23 protein-coding genes and 1 pseudogene are annotated in these 25663 nt (G+C 37.8%); 16 read left to right on the top strand and 8 right to left on the bottom strand.

Annotated elements, in window-relative coordinates:
* Nucleotides 1–202 precede the first annotated feature (202 nt).
* The 10 genes from F928_RS13780 (at nt 203) to pyrF (ending at nt 7912) form a co-directional block, all read left to right on the top strand.
* Nucleotides 203–799 (top strand): 6-pyruvoyl trahydropterin synthase family protein, encoded by a 597-nt coding sequence (locus F928_RS13780; protein ID WP_002121363.1) that lies wholly within the window; start codon nt 203–205, stop codon nt 797–799.
* A gap of 53 nt (nt 800–852) precedes the next feature.
* Entirely contained in the window at nt 853–1566 is a 714-nt protein-coding gene (gene ung, locus F928_RS13775; protein ID WP_002121342.1) for a uracil-DNA glycosylase, read from the top strand.
* Complete coding sequence (gene hibch / locus F928_RS13770) at nt 1563–2687, top strand: enoyl-CoA hydratase/isomerase family protein (RefSeq protein ID WP_016803061.1); 1125 nt, start codon at nt 1563–1565, stop codon at nt 2685–2687. The genes ung and hibch overlap by 4 nt, the downstream gene beginning before the upstream one ends.
* A 5-nt stretch (nt 2688–2692) precedes the next feature.
* Nucleotides 2693–3196 (top strand): tRNA adenosine(34) deaminase TadA, encoded by a 504-nt coding sequence (gene tadA / locus F928_RS13765; RefSeq protein WP_002121378.1) that lies wholly within the window; start codon nt 2693–2695, stop codon nt 3194–3196.
* 70 nt (nt 3197–3266) lie between these two features.
* Nucleotides 3267–3707, top strand: a complete 441-nt coding sequence (locus F928_RS13760; protein WP_002121449.1) for an SRPBCC family protein — start codon at nt 3267–3269, stop codon at nt 3705–3707.
* Between the two features lie 10 nt (nt 3708–3717).
* The gene (gene cmk, locus F928_RS13755; protein WP_002121478.1) at nt 3718–4398 is read left to right on the top strand and encodes a (d)CMP kinase; all 681 of its coding nucleotides are present in this window, start codon (nt 3718–3720) and stop codon (nt 4396–4398) included.
* A 111-nt stretch (nt 4399–4509) separates the two neighbouring features.
* Entirely contained in the window at nt 4510–6183 is a 1674-nt protein-coding gene (gene rpsA / locus F928_RS13750) for a 30S ribosomal protein S1 (RefSeq protein WP_002121348.1), read from the top strand.
* 156 nt (nt 6184–6339) lie between these two features.
* A complete protein-coding gene (himD, locus tag F928_RS13745) occupies nt 6340–6642 on the top strand; it encodes an integration host factor subunit beta (protein ID WP_002121337.1) in 303 nt (100 codons plus the stop codon).
* Nucleotides 6643–6667: 25 nt separating this feature from the next.
* A complete protein-coding gene (locus tag F928_RS13740) occupies nt 6668–7033 on the top strand; it encodes a lipopolysaccharide assembly protein LapA domain-containing protein (protein ID WP_002121360.1) in 366 nt (121 codons plus the stop codon).
* A 180-nt stretch (nt 7034–7213) separates the two neighbouring features.
* Nucleotides 7214–7912 (top strand): orotidine-5'-phosphate decarboxylase, encoded by a 699-nt coding sequence (gene pyrF, locus F928_RS13735; protein ID WP_023187898.1) that lies wholly within the window; start codon nt 7214–7216, stop codon nt 7910–7912.
* On the opposite strand, the gene F928_RS13730 is transcribed toward pyrF, so the two are convergent.
* A complete protein-coding gene (locus F928_RS13730; RefSeq protein WP_005076270.1) occupies nt 7909–8820 on the bottom strand; it encodes a LysO family transporter in 912 nt (303 codons plus the stop codon). The genes pyrF and F928_RS13730 overlap by 4 nt on opposite strands.
* 46 nt (nt 8821–8866) lie before the next feature.
* Entirely contained in the window at nt 8867–10414 is a 1548-nt protein-coding gene (locus tag F928_RS13725; protein WP_078210396.1) for a flavin-containing monooxygenase, read from the bottom strand.
* A gap of 121 nt (nt 10415–10535) precedes the next feature.
* On the opposite strand from F928_RS13725, the gene F928_RS13720 reads away from it, so the two are divergent.
* From F928_RS13720 to F928_RS13705, 4 genes are all read left to right on the top strand, one after another.
* Nucleotides 10536–11558, top strand: coding sequence for an AraC family transcriptional regulator (locus tag F928_RS13720; RefSeq protein WP_002117929.1), 1023 nt, complete (start codon nt 10536–10538; stop codon nt 11556–11558).
* Nucleotides 11559–11635: 77 nt separating this feature from the next.
* Entirely contained in the window at nt 11636–12778 is a 1143-nt protein-coding gene (gene zapE / locus F928_RS13715) for a cell division protein ZapE (protein WP_002117902.1), read from the top strand.
* A 368-nt stretch (nt 12779–13146) separates the two neighbouring features.
* On the top strand, nt 13147–15312 hold the full coding sequence (gene glcB, locus F928_RS13710; RefSeq protein ID WP_005076266.1) for a malate synthase G: 2166 nt from the start codon (nt 13147–13149) through the stop codon (nt 15310–15312).
* A 99-nt stretch (nt 15313–15411) separates the two neighbouring features.
* Entirely contained in the window at nt 15412–15861 is a 450-nt protein-coding gene (locus F928_RS13705; RefSeq protein WP_005076265.1) for a GNAT family N-acetyltransferase, read from the top strand.
* Nucleotides 15862–15929: 68 nt separating this feature from the next.
* Here F928_RS13705 and F928_RS13700 read toward each other — a convergent pair whose 3' ends face one another.
* The 6 genes and pseudogenes from F928_RS13700 to F928_RS22365 all read right to left on the bottom strand — a co-directional run bounded on the left by F928_RS13700 (nt 15930) and on the right by F928_RS22365 (nt 21891).
* Nucleotides 15930–16343, bottom strand: a complete 414-nt coding sequence (locus F928_RS13700) for an ExbD/TolR family protein (protein ID WP_005076261.1) — start codon at nt 16341–16343, stop codon at nt 15930–15932.
* 19 nt (nt 16344–16362) lie between these two features.
* The gene (locus tag F928_RS13695) at nt 16363–16785 is read right to left on the bottom strand and encodes an ExbD/TolR family protein (protein ID WP_005076257.1); all 423 of its coding nucleotides are present in this window, start codon (nt 16783–16785) and stop codon (nt 16363–16365) included.
* A gap of 15 nt (nt 16786–16800) precedes the next feature.
* On the bottom strand, nt 16801–17682 hold the full coding sequence (locus tag F928_RS13690; protein ID WP_080632712.1) for a MotA/TolQ/ExbB proton channel family protein: 882 nt from the start codon (nt 17680–17682) through the stop codon (nt 16801–16803).
* Between the two features lie 40 nt (nt 17683–17722).
* A complete protein-coding gene (locus F928_RS13685; RefSeq protein WP_002117943.1) occupies nt 17723–18433 on the bottom strand; it encodes an energy transducer TonB in 711 nt (236 codons plus the stop codon).
* 143 nt (nt 18434–18576) lie between these two features.
* Complete coding sequence (locus tag F928_RS13680) at nt 18577–21249, bottom strand: TonB-dependent receptor (RefSeq protein WP_002117976.1); 2673 nt, start codon at nt 21247–21249, stop codon at nt 18577–18579.
* 520 nt (nt 21250–21769) lie between these two features.
* Nucleotides 21770–21891: pseudogene (locus F928_RS22365) on the bottom strand (hypothetical protein).
* Nucleotides 21892–22022: 131 nt separating this feature from the next.
* Here F928_RS22365 and hbpA point away from each other — a divergent pair.
* Nucleotides 22023–23813, top strand: a complete 1791-nt coding sequence (hbpA, locus tag F928_RS13675) for an ABC transporter substrate-binding protein (RefSeq protein ID WP_078210397.1) — start codon at nt 22023–22025, stop codon at nt 23811–23813.
* A gap of 15 nt (nt 23814–23828) precedes the next feature.
* A complete protein-coding gene (gene oppA / locus F928_RS13670; protein WP_005076249.1) occupies nt 23829–25652 on the top strand; it encodes an ABC transporter substrate-binding protein in 1824 nt (607 codons plus the stop codon).
* Nucleotides 25653–25663: the final 11 nt, after the last annotated feature.

Genomic DNA, 25663 nt, shown 5'->3' with positions numbered 1-25663 from the left:
TAGATGTTTTTTGAAGTTTGTAATTATAAATTTTTCCAAGTTAAACGTTAAAGTAAATATAAACTGTCTATATGTGTATATTCGATATTTCTTCATCAGTCTTATCATACTTTTTGCTAATTGTTTCTAATTGAAAAGTGATGCGAAATTTTTGTCTTTTGCTTTATAATAATGTTCTTAGAAGGAATGATCGATTTGGCACATGTTAATTCGTAAGTTATTTAAGTTTGAAAATGCACATGTTGTACGTAACTGTACATCGGATCGTTGTAAGCGATCAATTCATGGACATAGCTATAAAGTTGAGTTATTGCTTAAAGCTTCGAAATTAGATCATGGGCAAATGGTTTATGATTTTGGACTCCTAAAAGGAGTAATAAAAGACTTATTCGATAGCTTTGATCACGCAATTTGTTTTTGGGAAAAAGATGATTCTCAATATATTGATGCATGTCAGACTTTTAGTGCTCGTTGGATTTCTTTACCTGTTTCACCATCGGCTGAACAGTTTTCACGTATTTTCTTTTATCTAGCTCAGCAAGTTTTACAATCAACAGTCACTCAAAATGGGGAAGGTGATGTTGAAGTATATTCTGTTATTGTTCATGAGACTGATACTGGATATGCTCAGAGTTTTATTGAAGATATTCAAAACGAACAAATGGGTATTTTAAGTCTTGATGGAATTGTTTTTTCAGAACAAATTCAGATAGAGTGGGCAAATCCACAAATGTATGAAGACTTGAAAAAAGGGATTAAATTTAATAATCCTCAAGTTGATTTGCAAGTCGAAGTATAAATCGAATTACTTATTTTATTTGTAGAATTGAAAATTGATCTAGGATGACATTAATGCAATTAACTGAGCAACAGCAAAATAAACTCAGTAAAGTTCAATTAGAAGAAAGTTGGAAAAGATCTTTAGCACCTTTTCTATTAAGTCCTCAGATGGATAGTTTGCGCGATTTCTTATTTCAACAGAAACAAGCTCAGAAAATAATATATCCGCCTAGTAAACAGATCTTTAATGCTTTAAATACCACACCACTGGCTGATGTGAAAGTTGTGATTTTAGGGCAAGACCCATATCACGGGCCAAACCAAGCGAATGGATTAAGTTTCTCTGTTCAAAAAGGTATTGCATTACCACCATCTTTGCGCAATATTTTTCATGAATTACATACAGATTTGGGTATTCCAGCTCCTCGCCATGGTGACTTAACAAAATGGGCTACGCAAGGCGTACTTTTACTGAACAGCGTGCTTACTGTTGAAGCTGGACAGCCAACCTCACATCAAAAGCAAGGTTGGGAAGCATTTACTGATGAAGTTATTGATGTTCTAAATGAACAGAGACAACATATAGTATTTATTTTGTGGGGTGCTTATGCACAGCGCAAAGGACAACGTATAAATAGAGATAAACACTTGGTTTTAACAGCCGCACATCCATCACCTCTTGCTGCAAATAGAGGGGGATTTTTTGGATGCAAAGTGTTTTCAAAAACAAATCAATATTTGAAACAACATGGCATTGAGCCCATAGACTGGCAATTGGACGCATGATGAACTCTCCCAATGTAAATAACTATCACCCGGACTTGGTGGTTGAAGAAGCAAAAAACGGCTGGCGTATAGTACGTTTGAATCGTCCTAAATCGTTACATGCTTTAGACGAATCAATCGTAACGGCATTATTGCGTGTATTTGAAGATTTCCGTGACAATGAACAGGTTAAAGCAATTTGGTTAGACTCAACTACACCAAAAGCTTTTTGTGCAGGTGGTGATGTTAGAAAATTACGCCAACTTGTTATAAATCAAGAAGTCGATACCGCAAATAAGTTCTTCCAGCAGGAATATGCTTTAGATTTACTTTTACATAATTATGCTAAACCGGTTGTGGTTTGGGGAGAAGGTTATGTAATGGGCGGTGGTTTAGGCTTGTTTATGGCTGCACCATTCCGTCTAGTGACGCCATATTCACGTTTAGCAATGCCTGAAATTAATATTGGTTTATATCCTGATGTTGGTGCGAGCCGTTTCTTGGCAGATCGTGGTCCAATAGGTTTGTTTACGGGGTTAACCGGTTCAATCATGACTGCTGCTGGAGCATATAGCATCGGTTGGGCAACACATATTTGTGAAGCACAGCGTGATAATGTTTTGCAAAAAGTTTTAAATATTAATTGGGCTCATTATCCTGCAGGGGATTTCCGAGCAATTGATGATACTTTAAATAGTTTGCACCGTCCTGTTGCGGCGGGTCCATTGCAAAACTCACTTGATGTAATTCATAGCGTTTGCCGTGGTTTTAATTTTGAACAAGACTACCAAGCTATTGTTAGCTTGCGTGATGCGAGCAGTGATTGGTTACGTCAAGCGAGTGAGAATTTGCAAAAAGGATCTCCTAGTACCGCGGCAATTACTTGGTTACTGTGGCAATGGGGCAAACAAATTCACTCATGGGATGAGGTCTTTGATCTAGAGGCTCAGATTTCTGAGTGGAAAATACGTCATCCTGACTTTGTGGAAGGTGTTCGCGCACGCTTAGTTGATAAAGATTTATCACCTGAATGGAAACCATGTGATGATCTAAGCTTGAGAGGTATATTGGCTGATTGTCCACCAGTAACTTCAATTGATAGCTGGAATGCCTTACTTAGACAACACGGTGTGATCAACTAAAGTAAATGACTGAATATAGTGATGAATACTGGATGCAGCTTGCTTACGAGCAAGCTGAATTAGCCGCTCAGCAGGGTGAGATACCTGTTGGAGCGGTTCTGGTGAGCCAAAATCGAGTAATTGGATCTGGTTATAATGCTCCAATTACTTTATTAGATCCAACTGCACATGCAGAAATTCAAGCTATCCGTGCAGCGTGTTCCTCTTTAGAAAATTATCGATTACCTGAAGATACGACTTTATATGTCACTCTTGAGCCATGTACTATGTGTGTAGGTGCGCTCGTACATGCAAGAATTAAGCATGTGGTTTTTGGTACGCCAGAACCTAAAGCAGGCTCTTTGGTGAGTGCGCGTCAGTTATTACAGCAAGGTTATTATAATCATAGGTTTACATTTCAGAATGGTTGTCTACAAGAAAAATGTGCACAACAGCTTAGCCATTTTTTTAAACAAAGACGTGAGCAAAAGAAACAAGAGAAACAACAAAAAACGTCCTTAAATGATTAAAAATTAACATACTCTTATGGCAAACTAACGCGGTTTTAATGTCATGATTCTATTTAATAAGGACGATCCAATGCGTAATGTAATTACCGTAGAAAAAGAATTTAATGCTCCTCTTACTGATGTATTTAATTTGCTCTCTAAGCATTCAACTTACAATACTGCTTTTGCACCTTTACAGGTTGTGCGTGTTAAAGACTCCGCAGATTCTAAAAGACCTGATGGTTTAGGCTCAATTCGACGTATGGGATTTGGTCCAATTAAGCCACTTAAAGAAGAAATTACATTGTTGGAAGAAAATAAAAGTATTGAGTATAAATTAATAGAAAATCCTTTGATTAAACACCATTTAGGTAGAATCGAGTTTTCTGAGATTACTCCATACATTACCTTAGTTACATACCGCATCGAGTTAACGGCAAAAGCGCCAGTGGTCAGTAAATTAATCCTTGCACAGTTAAAACTAGCCATTACACTAGGCTTTTCGAGATTAGCTAAAGCATTTGCTTCTTAGTGAGAGTTCAATGACAGTTCAAATTATTACTATTGATGGTCCGAGTGGTTCGGGTAAAGGAACATTGGCCGCAAAACTTGCAGCACATTATCAATATCATTTACTCGATTCGGGTGCCTTATATCGTTTATTAGGGTTGTCATTACATAAACACGAGTTATTAGAGAAATTAGACAGTCAGCTTGATGAATGTATTCAATATGCACGTCAACTGGACATTAAATTTGAAACGTCTACCTCAGGGATTTTGGTCTTCTTGGATGGCGAAGATGTATCTCAAACAATTCGTACAGAACGAGTTGGTGAGTACGCATCAAAAGTTGCAGTGGTTCCAGAGCTTAGACAGGCACTATTTGAAAGACAAAGAGCTTTTGCGCAAAGCCCTGGTTTAGTTGCAGATGGTCGTGATATGGCAACATCTATCTTTCCAGAAGCCAATGCCAAAATTTATCTGACAGCTTCGGCAGAGTCACGCGCTGAGCGAAGAGTAAAACAGTTGCAGGGTATGGGGCTAGATGCTAAAATAAACGACATTTTAGCTAATATACAGGCACGAGACAAAAGAGATATGGAGCGAGAAGTTGCTCCGCTCAAGCCAGCCAAAGATGCTTATATCATTGATAGTTCGGAATTAACGATCGATCAGGTATTTAAGTTAATGGTTGATTATGTCGATAGCCGTACTATTTAGTAAATAGAATTATCAGTTGAAGCATAGCTTGATCAGTCTATAAAGACTATGTTGATACTTAACTAAACCGGCCTTGTCTGATCCAAGACCGCTGAATTTATCAGGTATATCATGACCGAATCTTTTGCAGCCCTCTTTGAAGAAAGTGAATTAAACCTCAACGTTGAAAAGGGTGCAGTCATCCAAGGTGTTGTTGTAAACATCGATAGCGACTGGGTAACTGTTGACACTGGCCTAAAGTCTGAAGGCATTGTTGACCGTGCTGAATTTTTAAATGAACAACGTGAACTTGAAGTTCAGGTTGGTGATACTGTTGACGTAGTTGTTGAAGCTCTTGACAACGGTATGGGTCAAACAGTTTTATCACGTGAAAAAGCTAAGCGTGCTGAAACTTGGACTAAACTTGAAAAAATCTTTGAAGATGGCGAAATCGTTACTGGTGTTATCTCTGGTAAAGTTAAAGGCGGTTTCACTGTTGACATCGGTCCTGTTCGTGCATTCTTACCAGGTTCATTAGTTGACACTCGTCCTATCCGTGACACTACTCACCTTGAAGGTAAAGAGTTAGAGTTTAAAGTAATCAAACTTGATGCTAAACGTAATAACGTTGTTGTATCTCGTCGTGCTGTTATGGAAGCTGAATCTTCTGCTGACCGTGAAGCATTACTTGCTCAACTTGAAGAAGGTCAAACAGTTACAGGTACAATCAAAAACCTTACTGATTACGGTGCATTCGTTGATCTTGGCGGTATTGATGGTCTTCTACATATCACAGATATGGCTTGGAAGCGTATCAAGCACCCTTCAGAAGTTGTTGAAGTTGGTCAAGAAGTTACTGTTAAAGTACTTAAATTTGACCGTGAACGTAACCGCGTATCTTTAGGCCTTAAACAATTAGGCGAAGATCCATGGTTAGCGATCATGAGCCGTTACCCTAAAGGTTCTATCGTTAAAGCTCGCGTAACTAACTTAACTGACTACGGTTGTTTCGCTGAAATCGCTGAAGGCGTTGAAGGTTTAGTTCACGTTTCTGAAATGGACCACACTAACAAAAACATCCACCCATCTAAAGTTGTTCAGATTGGTGATGAAGTTGATGTTATGGTTCTTGAAGTTGATGAAGAACGTCGTCGTATTAGCCTTGGTATCAAACAAACTCGTGCTAACCCATGGGAAGAGTTTGCTAAAGCTCATGAGAAAGGCGAAAAAGTATCTGGTACGATCAAGTCTATCACTGACTTTGGTATCTTCATTGGCTTGAACGGCGGTATCGACGGTTTAGTACACTTGTCTGATATTTCTTGGAACGAGCAAGGTGAAGAAGCTATTCGTCGTTACAAGAAAGGTGACACTGTTGAAGCTGTTATCTTGTCTGTAGACGCTGAAGGTAACCGTATCAGCCTTGGTATCAAGCAATTGAACAGCGATCCGTTCAATGACTTCTTAGCTGCTAACGAACGTGGTGCTTTAGTTAAAGGTACTGTAACTGCAGTTGATGCTCGTGGTGCAACTGTTAAGTTAGCTGACGAAGTTGAAGCAACTCTTAAAGCTTCTGAAATCAACCGTGACCGCGTAGAAGATGCGACTAAATTCTTAGAAGTTGGTCAAGAAGTTGAAGCGAAGATCATCAACGTTGATCGTAAATCTCGCTCTATCAACTTGTCTATCAAAGCGAAAGACGAAGCTGAAGAGAAAGAAGCAGTTGCTAGCTTGCGTACAGCAACTACAAGTCAAGACAATGGTCCTAAGACTATTGGTGACTTGATCAAAGCACAAATGAAGTAATAAGTTAACAAAGTACAGTTTCATGTAACGGAATTGTACTTTTTATACAAATTACTGTAAACGGTAGCCTAGTATTCAACATACTGCGCTACCGTTTTGTATTTAAACAGGTTATTATCGAACGACATAGAGTAGCAATAAATAACGAGGTCGTAGATGACTACTGAAGCTCTTAATAAGTCTGATTTGATTGAACGCATTGCGCTAAAAAACCCACACTTAGCTGAACCTTTGGTGGAAGAGGCGGTTAAAATTATGATTGATCAAATGATAGAAGCACTATCAACTGATAATCGAATTGAAATCCGTGGTTTTGGTAGCTTTGCTTTACACCACCGTGATCCAAGAGTTGGTCGCAATCCTAAAACAGGAAAATCAGTTGAAGTTGCAGCTAAAGCTGTTCCACATTTTAAACCCGGAAAAGCCCTTCGTGACGCAGTAAACGAATCTGGGAAATAAATAAAATTTATAAGTCGGGGTGTCTATGCGTTATATTTTAATTGCATTGCTTATTGTTGTATTTGGCTATTCTTTAGCACTTGTTTTGCAGAATCCAACAGAACTTTCTGTTGATTTGTTATTTACCCAAGTTCCAGCTATGCGTTTAGGCTTATTATTGCTACTCACATTAGTACTAGGAACAGTGGTCGGTCTTTTACTTGGTGTACAGGTTTTCAGAGTATTCCAAAAAGGTTGGGAAATTAAACGCCTGCGTAAAGATATTGACCATTTAAGAAAAGAACAAATCCAAAGTGCTCAATTAGCAGCGGCTGAAGCAGCTGCAAATGTAAGACATGAAAAAACCGTTGTAGATATTTATCCGCAAGATAAAAATTCTACTCCGCTATAATCCCCCCCGTACTACTCTTTATTAATGAGTAAAGAGTAGTATGTCTCTAAATTTTATCTCTTCTTTTATTCTTCTAAATATAAACGCTTTTGATCTTATCGCTTTAATTTTGGAAAGCAGCTCTCTACATTCCTTTATTCCTTCATGAGTTGTCTATTATAATAACGCTGATTTTATATGATGGAAGAAAGTCTCTTGAGTATCATTGTTGCGTTAGATGCAAAAAGCCAATATGACGCTTTAAAAATTGTTGAACAGCTTGATCCTGCTTTATGCCGCGTAAAAGTAGGTAAAGAGCTTTTTACTCATGAAGGCCCATCTGTTGTAAAAAAACTGCAAGAACAAAATTTTGAAGTTTTTCTTGATCTTAAATTTCATGATATTCCAAATACTACCGCTCAAGCAGTATGTGCAGCGGCTGATTTAGGCGTATGGATGGTAAATGTTCACGCTTCAGGTGGCCGTAAAATGATGGAAACTTGTGTGGAACGTTTAAAAGCGGGTAACTATCAAACCCAACTTATTGCTGTGACAGTACTCACATCAATGGGTCGTGAAGATTTAAAAGATATTGGTTTAGATGTTGAACCTGTAGAGCATGTAAAGCGCTTGGCTAATTTAACGAAAGAAAGTGGCTTGGATGGGGTGGTTTGTTCAGCTCAAGAAGCTAAGATTCTTCGTGAATTAATTGGGCAAGACTTCTCTTTAGTAACACCTGGTATTCGTCCAGAAGGTTCTAATGCAGACGACCAAAAACGTATTGTAACTCCAAAGCAAGCTATGCTTGATGGCTCTACGCATCTGGTAATTGGTCGCCCGATTACTAAAGCAGAAAAGCCAACAGAAATGTTGAAGTCTATTCTTGCTTCAATTACCTAAAAATTTAGGAATAAGCTAATTAATAACGGGGCAAGTAGGCTTAGTAATAAGCCGCTCATCATGGCATGTGGTACATAATGTGTACCACATGATTGTTTTACCATTGCTAAGGTAACATCCATGGATGTTGCTCCAGCACTTGAGATAGCAGGGCGTGGAAAACGCCAACCCATGGTATACATTAGAAAAATAGCAACAATTTCTCTAAATAAGTCGGTTAATAAGGCGATTCCACCCAACTCTGCCGAATGTAATTGCGTAAATAAAATCCCTGACATTGAATACCAGCCATAGCCTTGTGCTAAAGCTAAAGTTTCATTAAGTGTAAAATGCTTGAGAAGTAAATAGTAATTCAAAAAGCCTGCTATACAAGACCCTATAAAAGCAGCTAAGGGCACAATTAAAATTTTCCAGCTTAACCATGTGCGGTTAAAGTGGGTGAAGGCAAGTTCGATACCAATTAAAAAAATAAAAAGTAATAACAAATACCAGCTATTAAATGCGATATGAGAGGTGAATTGAGTAATGATAGCGCCGAATAAAACACCGACACCTAGTGCAAGAAAAGCCTTCGTAATATTCTTTAAAGCATTTACAAAAAGTTGTAGGGAAATTTTTCCTTTAACACTTTGTTTATCAAAAATTGTATAAGCAAATAAACACGTAAAGAACGAACCAAAAGACGTGGTAAGAGCAATTATAATAGCGGGTGGAAGTATGGTAGAAGGATTCTCGATTTGATCAAGTGCCAAGGTTAATTCCAAAGCTACACTAGCTAAAAGAATATAAGAAAAATAGGGCAGTATTTTAAATATAAAGTGTCGGATATTTAGAGATAGTTTGGGTGCTAGGAAATAACCGAAAGCAAGTGCTAAAAAAATTTGAATAATGAGATAAAGAGATTGCATATAATAGGTAGATTGTTATCAACCTACCTATTATGTCTTGAACATTTTAAGCTGCATAGCTTTGTGAGCTTTTATTTAAAAGTAAGTAGTCTTTGGGCTTAACTTTACGTGTTTCTAACCAATACTTCCATGTGTAAGTTGGCCATAGTGAAAAGTTTCTACCATCGGCAGATTGATACCAACTACTACAGCCGCCAGCTTGCCATACGGTTCCTTGCAGCTGCTTTTGAACACGTTCGTTAAAAGCGTCTTGAATTTCAGGCTTGATCTCAATTGCTTTTTGACCAGACTCTTCTACTAACCGAATAAGCTGTAAAATGTAATTTACTTGAGATTCAATCATAAAAATAATCGAATTATGACCTAGAACTGTATTAGGGCCTACCAGTTGGAATAGGTTGGGAAAGTTTTTAGTCATAATGCCGTAATAGCTTTCAGCACCATCTTTCCATGCTTGTTTTAACTCGATTTGATTACGTCCGATACATGTGAAATGTTTTAAATAAATACGTGGGTCAGTAATAAAACCTGTACCGTAAATTAAACAATCAATAGGTCGTTCTCGACCATCTTTAGTAACAATACTGTTTTCTTTGATCTCTTGAATACTATCAGTTACTAGCTCAACATTTTTTCGGTTAAAGGTAGGAAAGTATTTATTTGAGATAAGAATACGTTTACATCCCATAACGAAGTCAGGTGTGAGTTTTTTTGCTAACTCTTTATCCTTAACTTGAAAACGGATGAATGCTTCTGCCAATTTTTGGCCATACTTCATGATTTGAGGTTGAACAATGGGCACAACGCGAGATTCATTACTCCAGTAAAGACGACTACGATGAATCTGGCGATAAATATTAGAAGATTTGAATAATGCTTTACTTAAGCTTGAATATTTGCGCTCATCGCGTGGTATTACCCATGCAGCTGTTCTTTGAAATACATAGAGCTGTTTAACATCTTTGGCTATTTCAGGAATATATTGAATTGCGCTACCACCTGTACCAATAGATGCAACTGACTTTGCGTTTAAGTCATAGTCATGTTCCCATTTTGAGGAATGAAACACTTTTCCTTTGAATTTTTCAATCCCCTTAATAGCAGGAATTTGTGGGATGTGTAGGGGCCCAGATGCAAAAACTACAAATTGCGCTTCTATTGAAGGTTGATTCTTAAAATCTAGAATCCAGACATGACGTGTTTCATCATATTGGACATGAGTTACGTCATGGTTAAACTTACAGTAATCTTTAATCTTATATTTCCCTGTAATGTCTTGAATATAATTAAAGATCTCTGGTCCCTCAGCATAGCGTTTGGTCCAATCTGTTTTGGGTGCAAAAGACAATGAATACATATGAGATTGAACATCACATGCTGCACCTGGATAACGATTTTCTCGCCAAGTTCCACCGACATCGTTTGATTTTTCTAAAATAACAAAGTCTTGCTGTTGATTTTGTAGTAAACGGATTGCCATTGCTAGGCCACCAAAGCCAGCACCAATAATAGCGATTTTAGTTTTTTGAATAGCATCTTGCTTTGCGTTTAGCATTGGAAACCCTGCATAAGCTGAAAAGAGGATTGCACGCAAGACTAACGTTTTTTAATCAGTTTAAACATGATTGTATCGATGTGAAAATTGATAGATTCGGCAATTAATTTTCTTGCTTCTTTATAGTAAAACATTTCAGTCTAGGGAAATTGATAGAAGAATGAAACGGTCGATACTTGGTTTAATCTATTTAATTCAAGGAATGCGCAATGCTGGCATTGATGTCGACTCACGTTTGGCCGATATAGGTATTAAAGTCGATGCTCTAGACCCGAGTTCCACAATTCATGATCGTCTTGAATGGGACATTCAACAAATAATTAGTAAAAATGTAGAGCCTGAAAAGGGTTTATTTATTGGACAGCATTATGCTTTAGCCGGTTACGGCCCATTGCTTATGCTACTTGTCACAAGTAATGATATTCAAACTGCTTTAAATAAGGGTATAAAATATCAAAAGCTTACGCATTTATTTGGTAGCTTAGCTTTATACGAAACTGATGAGCGGACGATTTTAAATTATTTGCCGGTTGATTTAAAAACGGAAATTGGTCAGTTACGGGCACAATGTGAAGTCTCTGGAACTTATAAGTTTATTCAAGATATTTATACGATGATGGGATTACAAATGCCTACGATGCGTATAGAACTTCCATTTGAAAAGCCTACTGATATGGATACTTTGTCATGTTATTTTGCATATTATGGCGAAGATGTGCATTTTAATGGTAAATATGCGGCATTTAGCCTAAGTAAGGATGTACTTGAAATCAAGATTCCTTCTGCTGATATCATTACACATCGTATTTATGAATCAAAATGTATTGCAGAAATAACAAGATTAAATCAACAAGATCATCAAACTCCACATATCATACAATGTGTGCAAGATTATCTTGAACTGCAACAAGGAATTATCCCGAGCATGGCGGAAACAGCTTTTGCATTGAAAATGCCTGAAAGGACATTAAGGCATCAACTGCAACAGCTAAATACGAGTTATAAGCAAATTCGTGAACAAATTATCAAGAATAAGGCATTGAAGCTTATGGAATATAGGGAATACTCAATAGAAGTTGTTGCTGAATTACTCGGCTATTCTGAACCGGCGGCATTTAATCATGCATTTAAACGATGGTTTGGACAGAGTCCTCGGCAATATGCAAAAGAGTCATCGTCGTAACTCTTGATGCTAAAAGCTAATGTGGTTGAACAAAATGTTCGCTATACTCTCATCAGTTAAAATTGAAATAAAACGATATGTTAAATTTAAAATCTTCTCATAGTACTGCATTCACACCTTCTTCCCCAGCAGAACGCTATGCTGAGGCTTTAGCTTCAGGTCAATTTATGGCAGATGAAGCGCAAGCACAGGCAGTGCAAGAATTAGATCGCGTATGGAAAGAACTTTTAAACCGTTATAAAGCCTCAAAAAAAGCTTTCCGTCGTTTTCGTCGCCAAACTTCACCTAAAGGTGTATATATGTGGGGCGGAGTAGGCCGTGGAAAAACTTGGCTGATGGATCAATTTTATGAATCTGTGCCATTTCGCCGTAAAACGCGTATGCATTTTCATCATTTCATGCAACATGTTCATAAAGAACTAAATAAGCTTTCAGGCCAACGTAATCCACTTGAAATCGTAGCTGACCAAATCTATAAAGATGCTGTCGTTATCTGTTTTGATGAGTTCTTTGTATCAAACGTAACAGATGCAATGATTTTGAGTGATTTATTCCAAAAATTGTTTGTTCGTGGTGTGACATTAATCGCAACATCAAACATTGCACCAGATGGCTTATATAAAAACGGTATTCACCGTGATCGTTTCTTGCCAACCATTGAAATGGTTAAAAAGAACTGTGCTGTTTTAAATGTAGATGCAGGTGTGGACTATCGTTTGCGTGTACTAAAACAAGCTCAATTATTTAAATCGCCATTAACGAATGAAGCGCAAAGCTGGATGGCTGAACGTTTTAGTGCTTTAACCCATACACAAGCTCATTCTCAAGAGCCGATTGTGATTAATAATCGTGTTGTCGAGACTTTGGGACATACAGAAGATGTGTTGTGGTGTGAGTTTTCTGAACTCTGCTTTAAACCACGTAGCCCAGCAGATTTTATTGAAATTGCAAATATTTATAATACGGTTCTAGTGAGTAATGTTCCTCATTTGACAGATTTCTTATCTGAAGGTACTCGTCGCTTTATTTATCTAGTCGATGAGTTTTACGATCGAGGTGTGAAATTACTTTTAACGTCTCAAGATAGTATTATTGATATTTATCAAGGTGAAAAGTTAGCATTTGAGATTGAACGTACGCGTTCACGTTTGCTAGAAATGCAGTCTGATGAATATTTACATTCTGAACACCGACATATTGATGCTACAAAAACCTCTTAAGTAAAATAGATATGAAAAGCGCTCTAGATTGAGCGCTTTTTTATAACAAAAAATAGATAAATTTAATTAAATAGTGCTTTTTCACGCAGCAAAGTTTGATATAACTAAATACGCTTTAGAAAAACAAGATAGTGAAACTTTTTGTCTGTTAACAAAAAGTCTAGTTTCAGTATCTTTAAATATTGAATAAATTGATGGGAATCCTAGTTAGAATTTTAATATTTCCTATATAGAAAAATTTATCTTTGTCAATAGTTTTGCAAGGGAAAATGCTTACTATTTAGGAATGTGATATTAGTATTCAGCTTAATTTAAATCGGTATACTAGGATTCTCTTGGTATAAAAAGTAGCAACTTCAGGAAAGACAATGACTGCACGTATTCAAAAAGGCAAGTTAGCGATTGCTAAAGAACTTTACGATTTTATCGAAAATGAAGCTTTACCAGGTTCTGGTTTAGATAGTGAAACTTACTGGAAGAACTTTGAGCAAGTTGTTGTCGATCTTAGCCCAAAAAATAAAGCATTATTGGCTAAGCGTGATGAATTACAAGCAAAAATTGATGAATGGCACCGTAACAATAAATTTGAATTAGGTGCTTATAAAGCGTTCTTAACTGAAATTGGTTATTTATTACCAGAAGTTGAAGATTTTCAAATCACTACTGAAAATGTAGATGAAGAAATTGCGTTGTTGGCAGGACCACAGTTAGTTGTACCTGTACGTAATGCACGTTATTGCTTAAATGCAGCAAATGCCCGTTGGGGTTCTTTATATGATGCACTTTACGGCTTCGATGTAATTTCTGAAGAAGGCGGAGCTGAAAAGGGTAAAGGATATAATCCTGTTCGTGGTGCAAAAGTTATTGAGTTCGCTAAGAATTTCTTAAATGAAGTTTTCCCGCTTGCTCAAGGTTCACATGCAGATGCAACAAAATATGCAATTGAGCAAAATAAACTCGTTGTAACTTTGAAAGATGGTTCAAAAACAGGTTTAGCTCATGAAGCTCAGTTTGTTGGTTTCAATGGTGAAGAAGCAAATCCTTCAGAAGTTGTACTTTTAAGTAATGGTCTTCATGTCATTATCGAAATTGATGCAAATAGCCCAATTGGACAAACTGATCCAGCGGGTGTTAAAGATTTAACATTTGAAGCGGCAGTAACCACAATTCAAGATTTGGAAGACTCGGTTGCGGCTGTCGATGCAGAAGAAAAAGTTGAAGGTTACCGTAATTGGTTAGGTTTAATGAAGGGTACACTTCAAGAATCTATTGAAAAGAATGGTAAAACGATTGTTCGTGATCTAAATAAAGATCGCGAAATTAAAAACTTAATTGGTGGTACAACAAAACTTCATGGTCGTTCACTTATGTTACTTCGTAACGTGGGTCACTTAATGACTAACCCAGCTATTTTGGTAGACGGCGAAGAAATTTTTGAAGGTATTATGGATGCATTGGTGACTCCATTGTTATCAATTGCTGATATCCGTAGTACAAACGAAAATAAAAACTCTCGTAAAGGTTCTATGTATATTGTTAAGCCAAAAATGCATGGTCCTGAAGAAGTTGCGTTTGCTGTAGAGTTATTTGAACGTGCTGAACAGGCGATTGGATTACCACCTAAGTCGTTAAAAATCGGTATTATGGATGAAGAGCGCCGTACATCTGTAAACTTGAAAAACTGTATTGCTGCTGCTAAAGACCGTACAATCTTTATTAATACTGGCTTTATGGACCGTACGGGTGACGAAATCCATACTTCTATGGAAGCTGCGCCAGTTGTTCGTAAAGAAGCTGTTAAAACACAAAAATGGATCGCTGCTTACGAAAACCGTAACGTTGCAATTGGCTTGAAATGTGGTTTACAAGGTAAAGCACAGATTGGTAAAGGTATGTGGCCAAAACCAGATAGCATGAAAGATATGTTAGCAACTAAAGCTGCACATCCAAATGCGGGTGCTTCATGTGCTTGGGTACCATCTCCAACGGGTGCTGTTCTTCACGCGATGCATTACCATCAAGTAAATGTAAAAGCACGTCAAGATCAGTTAAAAGCTGAAGAAATGTTGTCATTAGATGACTTGTTAACCCCTCCATTTGCACCGGAAACAAACTGGTCAGCAGAAGAGATCAACAATGAACTTGAAAATAACTGCCAAGGTATTTTAGGTTACGTTGTTCGTTGGGTTGACTTAGGTGTAGGTTGTTCGAAAGTTCCTGATATTAACAACGTGGGCTTAATGGAAGACCGTGCAACATTACGTATTTCTTCTCAACACGTTGCTAACTGGTTACGTCACGGTATTGTAACTCGTGAACAAGTTGAAGAAGTGCTTAAACGTATGGCAAAAATTGTTGATGAGCAAAATGCGAATGATCCATTGTATAAACCAATGGCAGCTAACTTTGAAACAAATATTGCTTTCCAAGCGGCTTCTGATCTTATCTTCAAAGGTTGTGAACAGCCTTCTGGTTATACTGAGCCTTTACTTCATGCTGCTCGTTTGAAGTTAAAAGGTTATACAGGTGATTAATTTCATCCTGTTTTGAAAAAAAGCCTCTTCGGAGGCTTTTTTATTTTCGGTATATTTTGTGCTTATGGAATATAGATTAATAGCTAAGAGGTTTTTAATTTGATTAGTCTAAAAGATCTTGATCGTGAGAATTGGATTCTATGTGCGAGATTATCGTTGGATGAATCCCAAAAAGATTATGTTGCACCAAATGTATATTCTATTGCTGAGTCTAAAGTGGAAGAACATTACTGTCCAAGAGTGATTTTTTCGGATGATAAAGTCATTGGATTTTTAATGTATTGTGTCGAAGTTGATCCACCTGATGAGACATTATTTTGGTTGTTTCGTTTTATGATTGATGCAAATAATCAGGCTAAAGGTTGTGGTACCACGGCATTGCAAATGGCAATTGATGAAATGGCTGCAAAAGGAGCTAAACGAATTAGAACGATGTATAAATCTTCTAATAACATTGCTGGAAAACTTTATAAAAAAATGGGTTTCCGAGAAACTGGAGAACATGATGAGTGTGGAGATATTATTTTAGAGTTGAATATTTCTAATTAAAAAAAACGCTAACTGAAGATTCAAGTTAGCGCAGGAGTTAATAGAATTAAATATATTGAAAAGCAATATTAGTTATTGCTCACAATTCCAATTTTAGTGACACCTAAACGTTGTGCAGTAGCCATGACCATCGCTACATTTTTATATTCAGCCATCTGGTCTGGTTTGAGTTTGATCTGGTCTTGATCTTTTTTAGCAACAACACCTTGAAATAAAGTCTCTAGCGCCTTTCGGTCAGAAACCTCTTGATTATTCCAAAATACTTTGCCTACCGCATCAATTCTTACATCAATCACTTCAGGTGGCTTTTCATTTGTTGGTGGCGGTGTGCCATTTGGCAAATTAATATTAATCGCGTTGTTTGGTGCAGGTATGGTAATAATAAACATAATAATGAGTACTAACATGACATCAATAAGAGGTGTCATGTTGACTTCTAACATCACATCGTCATCATTATTTGAACCGACATTCATACCCATAAAATTCTCCTTAAGTTAATTACGGGGAGGCTGGAGGGGTAGTAACAAAAGCAATTTTGCCAATACCAGCTTCTTTGGTCGTACTAATGACCTGATCTATCGCTTCAAAATGGGTAAGCTGATCACCCCGAATATGAACTTCTGGCTGAGGTCTTTTTTGTGCAACTGCTTGGAGTTTTGCCAGCAATATCTCTTTACTAGGCACATAACTTTCGTTCCAGAAAATATCGCCTTTCTTATTTACTGAGAGTTGAATATTTTCAGGCGTGGTTGCGTACGGCGTATTTTTTTCTTCTGGTAGTTTCACTGGAACCGTATGTGTGACTACCGGAACAGTAATAAGAAAAATAATAAGTAAAACCAACATGACATCAACCAAAGGTGTCGTGTTAATTGTGCCAATCATTTCATCATCATCTTCAGAACCAACACTCATACCCATAATGTTTGCTCCCGATTATTTAATACTGCGATTAACTGAATTATTGGTATTAATTTCTCCACTTAATAAAACCGCGTGTAAATCTGAACCAAATGAACGGACATTTTCCATAACGGCTTTATTGCGGCGTGTAAGCCAGTTATAACCAAGTACAGCAGGTACTGCGACTGCAAGACCAATCGCTGTCATAATGAGAGCTTCACCAACGGGGCCTGCAACTTTATCGATAGACGCTTGACCTGAGATACCGATGGCTGTTAATGCGTGATAAATTCCCCAAACGGTACCAAAAAGACCAACAAATGGTGCAGTAGAGCCTACTGTTGCTAAAAAGGCTAAACCACCACCTAAATGATTTTGTATTTTCTCAATTGCGCGCTGAATTGAAATGCTCACCCATGTATTAAAATCGATTCGTTCAAGTAAAGAACCGCCATGTGATTTAGTCGAGTTAATGCCTTTTTCTGCAATAAAGCGATAAGCGCTACTTTGTTCTAAACCTTCTGCAGCATTATCAAGGGAAGTCGCTTCCCAGAAATGTTTTTCAGCTTCTTTGCCTTGGCGTTTGACTTTACCTTGCTGCAATAGTTTAGAGATGATGATGTACCAAGTTCCAATAGACATGAGTACTAATATAAATAAGGTAGACTTAGCAACTAAATCACCTTCGCGCCAAAGGGCTTCTAGACCATAAGGATTTTTAACAGTTTCACTCGTTGCGGGTTTCGGTGGTGGAGTTGGAGTATTTGTACTTGACGTAGCTTCAGTAGTTGCTATGGCCACAGGAGTATTGCTTGTTTCTTCTGCGAAAACTGAGCTTAAGGGAAGTAATGAGCAAGCTGCGATTAGACTTGCAGAAGCGAAACGAACTAACGGTTGAGTTGATTTTTTCATCATATATCTCCAATATTTTTTAATTTCTTGCTAATTCAATTGTTTATTCAATTACAAATGGATATTCAATTTCATACCAATCTTGCTGAGGTACACCATCTTTCATTGCTGGCTTAAAGGTACATAAGCTGTAAGCTTTAGTTGCCGCCTTATCTAAAATTTTGCTGCCACTCGATTTTTTTACTTTGGCATCAATAACTTTGCCGGATGTATCAACCAAAACACGTATTCGCACTGTCCCTTGTTCTTCATTCATAAGTGCTTCGCGTGGATATTCTGGTTTTTCACAGCCAGCAGAACCCTCTGAAACACCACGACTTACACCAGCTGGTTTTGGTGCCGGCGCAGCAGCCACTGGGGTAGGTGCAGCAACAGGGCTTGGTGATGGGGTACTAGGTGCAGCAGGAGCTGGGGTAGCCACTTTAGTTGGTTGAGCCACCGGGGGCGTTTTTTGTACAGGTGTAACTTTTTCGACCTGTTTCACTGGCTCAGGAACCTTGGCAACTTTTTCTACCATTTTTGGTGGTTCAGGTGGTTTTTCCTTTGGTTTCGGCTCTTCCGGCTTTGGTGGTGGAGGCGGCTTAATATCCTGAATAATTTGTAATTCCACAGGTTTTTCTGCTGGTTTTTGAATATTGTTTGCTAAACCTGACATCAGAATATAGGCAACAAGAAGATGCAGAAAAATGACTGCAGCAATACCAATTAGGCGTTTGGCAGATTTATTTTCTATGTCTGTAAAAGTCATGCCCATAGTTACTCCTGAAACTGTAGACAAACAATTTATATTGAAATGCTTGGATAAAGACTTATGCATTTTTTGTTTGGCTAAGTGAGAATTTCATTTTGCAAACATGGTCCATTGATGTTATGGAGCCATATTTGCAAAACACCCGTTTAGAACTTGTAAGTACCACGTAGGAAGTACGTACGGCCTGTAGGGTCGCTGTAACGAGGGTCATAACCCATTTGGAAGTTGTCCTCAACATTGGTTGCAGCAGGTTCTTCATCAAAGATATTCTTGATACCGGCTGTTAACTCTAAGTTCTTAAAGCCTTTGTATGTGCCTGAAACGTTGTAGAGTGTGTAGTCGCTGACTTTATGGTTTTGGTCTGATGCATTCTGATCGTCATAACCGCGAGTGAACTGTTGTTGGAAGTTGAGTGCCCAGTCTTCGTAATTCCAATTAAGGTTGGCAACATGTTTCCATCGAATAATTGGACCAGTACCTTCGTAGCTGCCTACATTGTGAATCCATTCACCATCTTTTTCATTTTGGTAGTCATATTTGATGACATAAGTACCATCAATACCAAAGCTATAACGGCCTGTTGCAGTCATTGGTGTAGCATAGTTTAAGCTCACATCAATGCCGGAGGTTTTTAAATCTCCCATATTTTGTTGAGTAGTGATGATATATGCGAGTGAACCATCAGAATTACGTACAAATTTATCTGCATATTTGGTTGGATTATTAAAAATATCACTTTCTGGAAGAGATGAAATTTGTTTTTCAACTTCGATATTGTAATAGTCTAATGTTAAGACTAGGTTTTTGATTGGTTCTAACACAAAACCAGCTGTAAACGATTTTGATTCCTCTGCATCTAAGTCTTTGTTACCACCATTTTTACGGTCAAATTGCATATTACAGTCGCGGCTTTTATCACCACCAGCGGCTTCGTTTACTTTCCCACCTGGGCAAAGAATTGGATCATCATAGTTGGCAGATGTATTAGTTATCGAGTTTGGTGCATTCATTTCCCAAAGAGTAGGGGCGCGGAAACCTGTACTATAAGAGGTACGGAACATCAATTGTTTGATTGGTTCCCAACGGAGTGCAAATTTAGGGTTAAAAGTATCACCAAAGTCGCTGTAATCATCATAACGTGCAGCAAGTTGAGCTTCTAATGTTTTGTGGAGTGGAATGTGCAGCTCGGTAAAAGCTGCTTTGATTTCACGTTTACCTTTGTTAATAGGTTCATCTGGATCTACACCAGTACTCGGTGCGAGACTTGCGATTTCTGAATTTACTTTTGATGTCCAGTCATCTCGACGGTAACTAGCCCCGACTGCGAAACCAACATCGCCTGCTGGTAAAGTAAAAATTGGACGGCTTGCTGTGAAATCAACTGTGGTTGAATCAACATCAGCATCCATATATTTGCCAGTTACACCTAAAGTATCCCATAAACCAGCATCTTCAGGTTGTTGTGCACCAAAAGGGTTAAGTTTTCCTGCAAGTAGTGCTTCAGAAGTCTTGCCGTAGTTTAAGTAGCCGCTGTCTAATGCATCTGAGGCTTTACTTTTTGCATAGGTAATACCTGTGTTGATGTCCCAACCATAAGCGTCACCTTCTATACCGCCAAAGATACGATGGGATTCATTGACACTCGTACTTACACGATTGCCAGCTTGAGAGCGTAGAGATAGGGTGACGTCTTGTCCATTGACACCTGCTAATGCAGGGGTAATGCCGTTACCTGGATAGTATTTACTATTTCCTTCAAGTGGTAAATCGAAGAATACATCTGGAGCCACAGAGGTCGTAATTTCATTACGTGCATATACATATTCAGCTATAGCATTAAAATTATCATTGAGTTTAAAGGTTGCACGTCCCATTGCTGAGATGTCTTCTGTTTTTGGAACAATTCCAATCACAGCTTGGCTATTGAAGCGACAGGTATTTCCATCAACGTAAATAAGAGGATTATCTCCACAACCTGTTGCGGCATAAGGATTCCCTAAGTTTTTTGAAATATTTGCAGGAAATGCACCGCTACTACCTCTTGTAACACCTAGTTCAGGAAGTAAGCCACCGCGCTTACTAACCTTACGATCTTGGGCCATGATGTCATTACCATGACGATAATCTACAACACCAAAAACGTTGAAACCATTTTCATCTATATCACCAAAACCGCCAAAAACGCTAATATCTTGAGTATCTCCACCAGTTTGTTCTGGTTGGGTCAACCCGGCACTAATATTTAAACCAGTGAATTGTTTTTTTGTAATGAAATTAATAACGCCACCAATAGCATCTGTCCCGTAAATGGCAGAGGCTCCATCACGTAAGACTTCAATGCGCTCTAACATAGCAAGTGGGATGATATTGAGGTTAGTCACACCGCTATCGTAAGCATTGGCTGCTAGACGTCGTCCATTGAGTAAAATCAGGGTTTTGTTGGCGCCAATACCACGTAGGTTTGCTGTTGAGCCAGCTGTACCGCTAGCTCCTACATTTTGTGCCGTAACAAATCCCGCTTGATTTGCGGTTATTTTAGATAATGCTTCCTCTGTTGTTGTTACACCTTGTTTTAACATTTCATCAACTTTCACCACTGTGATTGGCGACGCACTTTGTGCTGCAACCCCTTTGATTGAAGAACCAGTAACGGCAACTTTTACGACTTTTGTTGGTTTTTCATCAGTACTTGATTGTTCAGTTTCTGCTGCCTGTGCCAGGGTAAGACACATCATACTTAAACTAAGGGTGCTTAATTTAAGAATTGTTTTGCTGATCTTGGGGGTTGCCTGAGATCGAACATTGTATTTTTTTTTCATCGTGGATTTGATCCCTTTTTGTTGTCGTTAGCGATATTGCTGGAAAGTTTTTAAGCAAAGCAAGTGCCAACTATATATTTTTCTTTTTTTAGTTTATGCAAAATATTGATATATATTGATTTTATTATGATTCAGTACGAAGATTCATCTGTTATTAAACAAAAAAAAATTTTCCGTTTGGAAAATTTTTGATCGCTGGCCAAAAGTTTCAAATTTTTTTGTATAAAAAATATACATTGCTGGACTCTTCACATGCTTAATAAATAAAAATGTATCGTTTTAGAACCTTTTTATATGTAATGTTATAGTATTTATTGCTATGTCTTTGAGTTGTATTTTTATTATAAATCAATATATTGAATGGTAGTTATGTGTGGGGGGAGCTTGATCTAATGTGGAACATAATTAATTTTTAATGTATTTTATTTGTGCATTTAAGGTATTAGATGATTAACATATGCAAATATAATATTTGGCAAAAAGTTACTTTTATTTATATAGTTCAAACCATTTTAAGTACCTAATAAAAATATGAATTTCTAATATTATTAATTATTTTGTGATGAATATTAATAAATGGCATGAAATTCGCTTTATTTTCAGTAGTTACAAAAGATTGGGTTTTTGACTTTGTTTTTCCATTTGTTCAAATAAAAATGCTCATAGAAAAGTAAAGAATTAAACCTAAATAGGCTTATCTGTTGAAAAAGAACTTTTCTTATGCAGATTTAGATGTTACTCAAAAGGATAATATCTTTTAAAAAACTAATTACGTGGGTATGAACTTGAAATTAAAATTTTTTAAGCTCGCCATTTTAAGTCTGGCTATTACATCTGTTCCTTGTGCTTACGCAATTACGCCAGCGCAACCAAACAAAATTTTGCATGTTGCCTATGAAGCCCCGGATGATGGCTTCGATATGGTTAAAACTACCAATTTCTATAGTGCTAATATTGCTGAGGCAATTTTTGAGCCTTTACTTAAATATGACTATCTGGCACGCCCATTACAGTTAGCTCCCTATACAGTAGAGAGCCTGCCCAAAGTGGAACAAGACGGTAAAGTGTATACTTTTAAAATTAAGCCAGGTATCTATTTTACTAATGATCCCGCTTTTAAAGGTAAACGCCGTGAGCTAGTAGCCGAAGACTACGTCTATACAATTAAACGTATTCTAGATCCTAAAAATAGAGCACCGTCTGTTTCATTCATTGATGGTAAGTTACTAGGTGCCGATGCGGTTGTAGCCCAAGCAAAGAAAACTGGAAAATTTGATTATGCTGCTCCAATTGCAGGAGTCAAAGCACTTGATCGATATACTTTACAATTTACCTTAACTCGCCAAGACTATAATTTCCCTTATATTCTTGCCTATATTGCATTTGGCGGAGTTGCTAAAGAGGTTGTCGATTATTACGGTGACCGTATTGGTATGCATCCCGTAGGTACAGGCCCTTACATGTTAAGTAAGTATGTACCAAGAAGTAAGGTCGAGTTGATTGCTAATCCTGATTATCGTGGTTTTGTCTGGAACTTTAAGTCGACAGGAACACCTTGGGATAACCAGCTTGTTAAGGAAATGTCTGGAAAGAAAATGCCACAAATTGGAAAGGTGGTAGTCAGTATTATTGAAGAAGAGCAGTCAAGATGGTTAGCTTTCCAGTCGGGTCAACTCGACTTTGACAAACTTACAGCGAGTGCAGTTCCTCAAGCTTTAGATGGAAATCAGCTTAAAGCTTCTTTTAAGAAGAGAGGAATTAAACACTTCCCATATAAGGAACCTGAAATTACCTATACGATGATGAACATGCGTGATCCGGTGATTGGTGGTTTTAGCCCAGAAAAGATCGCTCTTCGTAGAGCAATTACTTTGTCGTACAACCAAAAAGAAAGTATAAAACAGGCTTATAAAGGGCAAGCTGTTCGGGCTGAAATGTTTATATCTGAAGGTGTGAATGGCTATAATCCGAAATATAAAAGTAGCGTAGGATATAACCCGCTGCTAGCAAATAAATTACTTGATTATTATGGTTATAAAAAAGGTGCTGATGGTTATAGAACCCAGCCAAACGGGAAACCTTTGATTTTAAAAATCAATACAGAAAATAGCTCGGCCTCAGTTATCCACTCAGAACTCTGGAAAAAGAATCTGGATGCAATTGGCATTCGAGCTGACTTTAAGGTAAGTAATTTTGCAGATAACTTAAAAGCCGCAACTCAATGTAAATATATGATTTGGAGTGGGGCATGGATTGCTGACTATCCTGAAGGAGATAATTTTGCACAGTTGCTTTATGGACCAAATGCTGGACAGGGAAACCATGCTTGTTATCAGTCTAAAACATATGACGCTCTTTATACTCAGGCCATTCATTTACCACCGCAACAACGTCTACCATATTATGAAAAGCTCAATCGCCAGATTGAAGCTGATAACCCATGGATTGTTCATGTAACTCGAATTCGTAACTGGTTAGTACGGCCACAAGTTCAAGGTTTTAAACCCCATCCTATGATGAATACAAACTGGCAATATCTTGATATTACTCCTATTAAAAAATAATTTTAGATAAAGATCATGATGACTGAAAATTTAAAACAAAAGCTCAAGCACTGTAGTATCAGCTTGCTATTCGCTAGTATGGCCTTAACGGGATCTACAAGTATTTTTGCGAAAAGCCCAGCCGATCCGAATAAAGTTTTACGTTATGTATTTCCAACAGCTGAGACAGGTTTCGACCCGGCTTATATCCATGATTTATATTCTGCGCATGTAACCACATCGATATTTGAAACTCTATATACCTATGATTATTTAGCAAGGCCGGCAAAACTTATTCCGCAAATAGCAACCGCTATGCCAGAAGTCAGTTCCGATGGTCTGACCTATACCATTCACATTAAAAAGGGAATTTATTTTACGCCAGACCCTGTTTTTAAAGGCAAACCTAGAGAATTAACAGCCAATGATTATGCGTACTCTTTTAAGCGTTTATTGGACCCGAATCTGCGCTCTCCAAATAGCTGGTTATTAGAAAACAAAATTGAAGGTATGGATGCGTTAGTCAAAGCAGCTAATAAATCCGGAAAATTTAACTATGACCAAAAGGTAAGTGGTTTACAAACACCTGATAAATACACTTTGGTGATTCGTTTAGTTAAGCCAGACTATAACTTTCCTTTATTACTGGCCCATGACCCGACAGGTGCAGTGGCACGTGAAGTCATCGAAAAGTATAAAGACAAAGCCGGTTATGTTATGGGCCATCCTGTAGGTACAGGTCCTTATGTGCTGAGCAAGTGGATACCAGCATCGCGTATTGTTTTAAAAGCGAATCCTGATTATCGGGGCTTTACTTGGAACTTTAATGCCAGCAGCCCTGAAGATCAGGCAATTGTGAAGCGACTTAAAGGTAAAAAAATGCCCCAAATCGGCACAATTGATATTCAGGTGATGGAAGAAAACCAATCGCGGTGGCTAGCATTTCAGCGTGGTGAGGTTGATATATTTCAGCTTGAAGGCCAACTGGTCGCAAAAGCGGTTAAAGACGGTAAATTAAGACCTGAACTTGCTAAAGAAGGTGTGCAGTTATCTCGCATTGTTGACCCCGAAATTAGTTATATTTATTGGAATCTTAAAAATCCAGTTGTTGGGGGAATGAGTAAAGAGAAAATTGCTTTACGCCGTGCGATTGCGATGTCTCGTTCAATAGATCAAGAAATTAAATTAGTAAGAAATGATGATGCACAGCGTCTACATTTTCCAATTCCACCAGGTGTAGTGGGTAATGACCCTCAATACAGAACCAGTACGCCATATTCTGTGAAAGCAGCAAATTTACTATTAGATCGATATCACTATAAAAAAGATGCCTCAGGTTGGCGTACGCAACCAGACGGAAAACCACTTGTCATTGAATATATGGCTCGTAGTGACAGTATTGGCCAGCAAAGCGCTGAGCTGTGGAAAAAAAATTTTGATAGTTTGAATATCCGTATGGTCTTTAAACCCATGCTCTTTGCAGATCTTATTCGTGCGCAAAAACAATGTGACGGGATGTTCGGGTCTTCTGCATGGATAGCCGATTATCCAGATGGAGATAATTTTATGCAGAATTTTTATGGACCCAATACCCATATGACGAACTGGTCTTGTGGTTCTATACCAGAGTTTGATCAGTTGTATCGCCAAACGCAACAAATGCAAGCAGGTCCTGAGAGAGATGCACTTTATCGAAAAATGACACGGTTGTTAGAAGTTTATATGCCTGTTCAAATCTCATATGCACGCTACCGGAATATGCTGGCTCAACCAAAAATCATTGGATATAAGAAGCATCCAATTTTACATGCAGAGTGGATGTATTTCGATATTGATACAAATACCAAATCTAATCATTAAATGAAAATTGG

Origin of the sequence: Acinetobacter pittii ATCC 19004 = CIP 70.29 (assembly GCF_000369045.1) — a bacterium.
GTDB lineage: Bacteria > Pseudomonadota > Gammaproteobacteria > Pseudomonadales > Moraxellaceae > Acinetobacter > Acinetobacter pittii.
The sequence above is the reverse complement of the archived record's forward strand: the minus strand, read 5'-3'. Positions and strand labels throughout refer to the sequence as shown.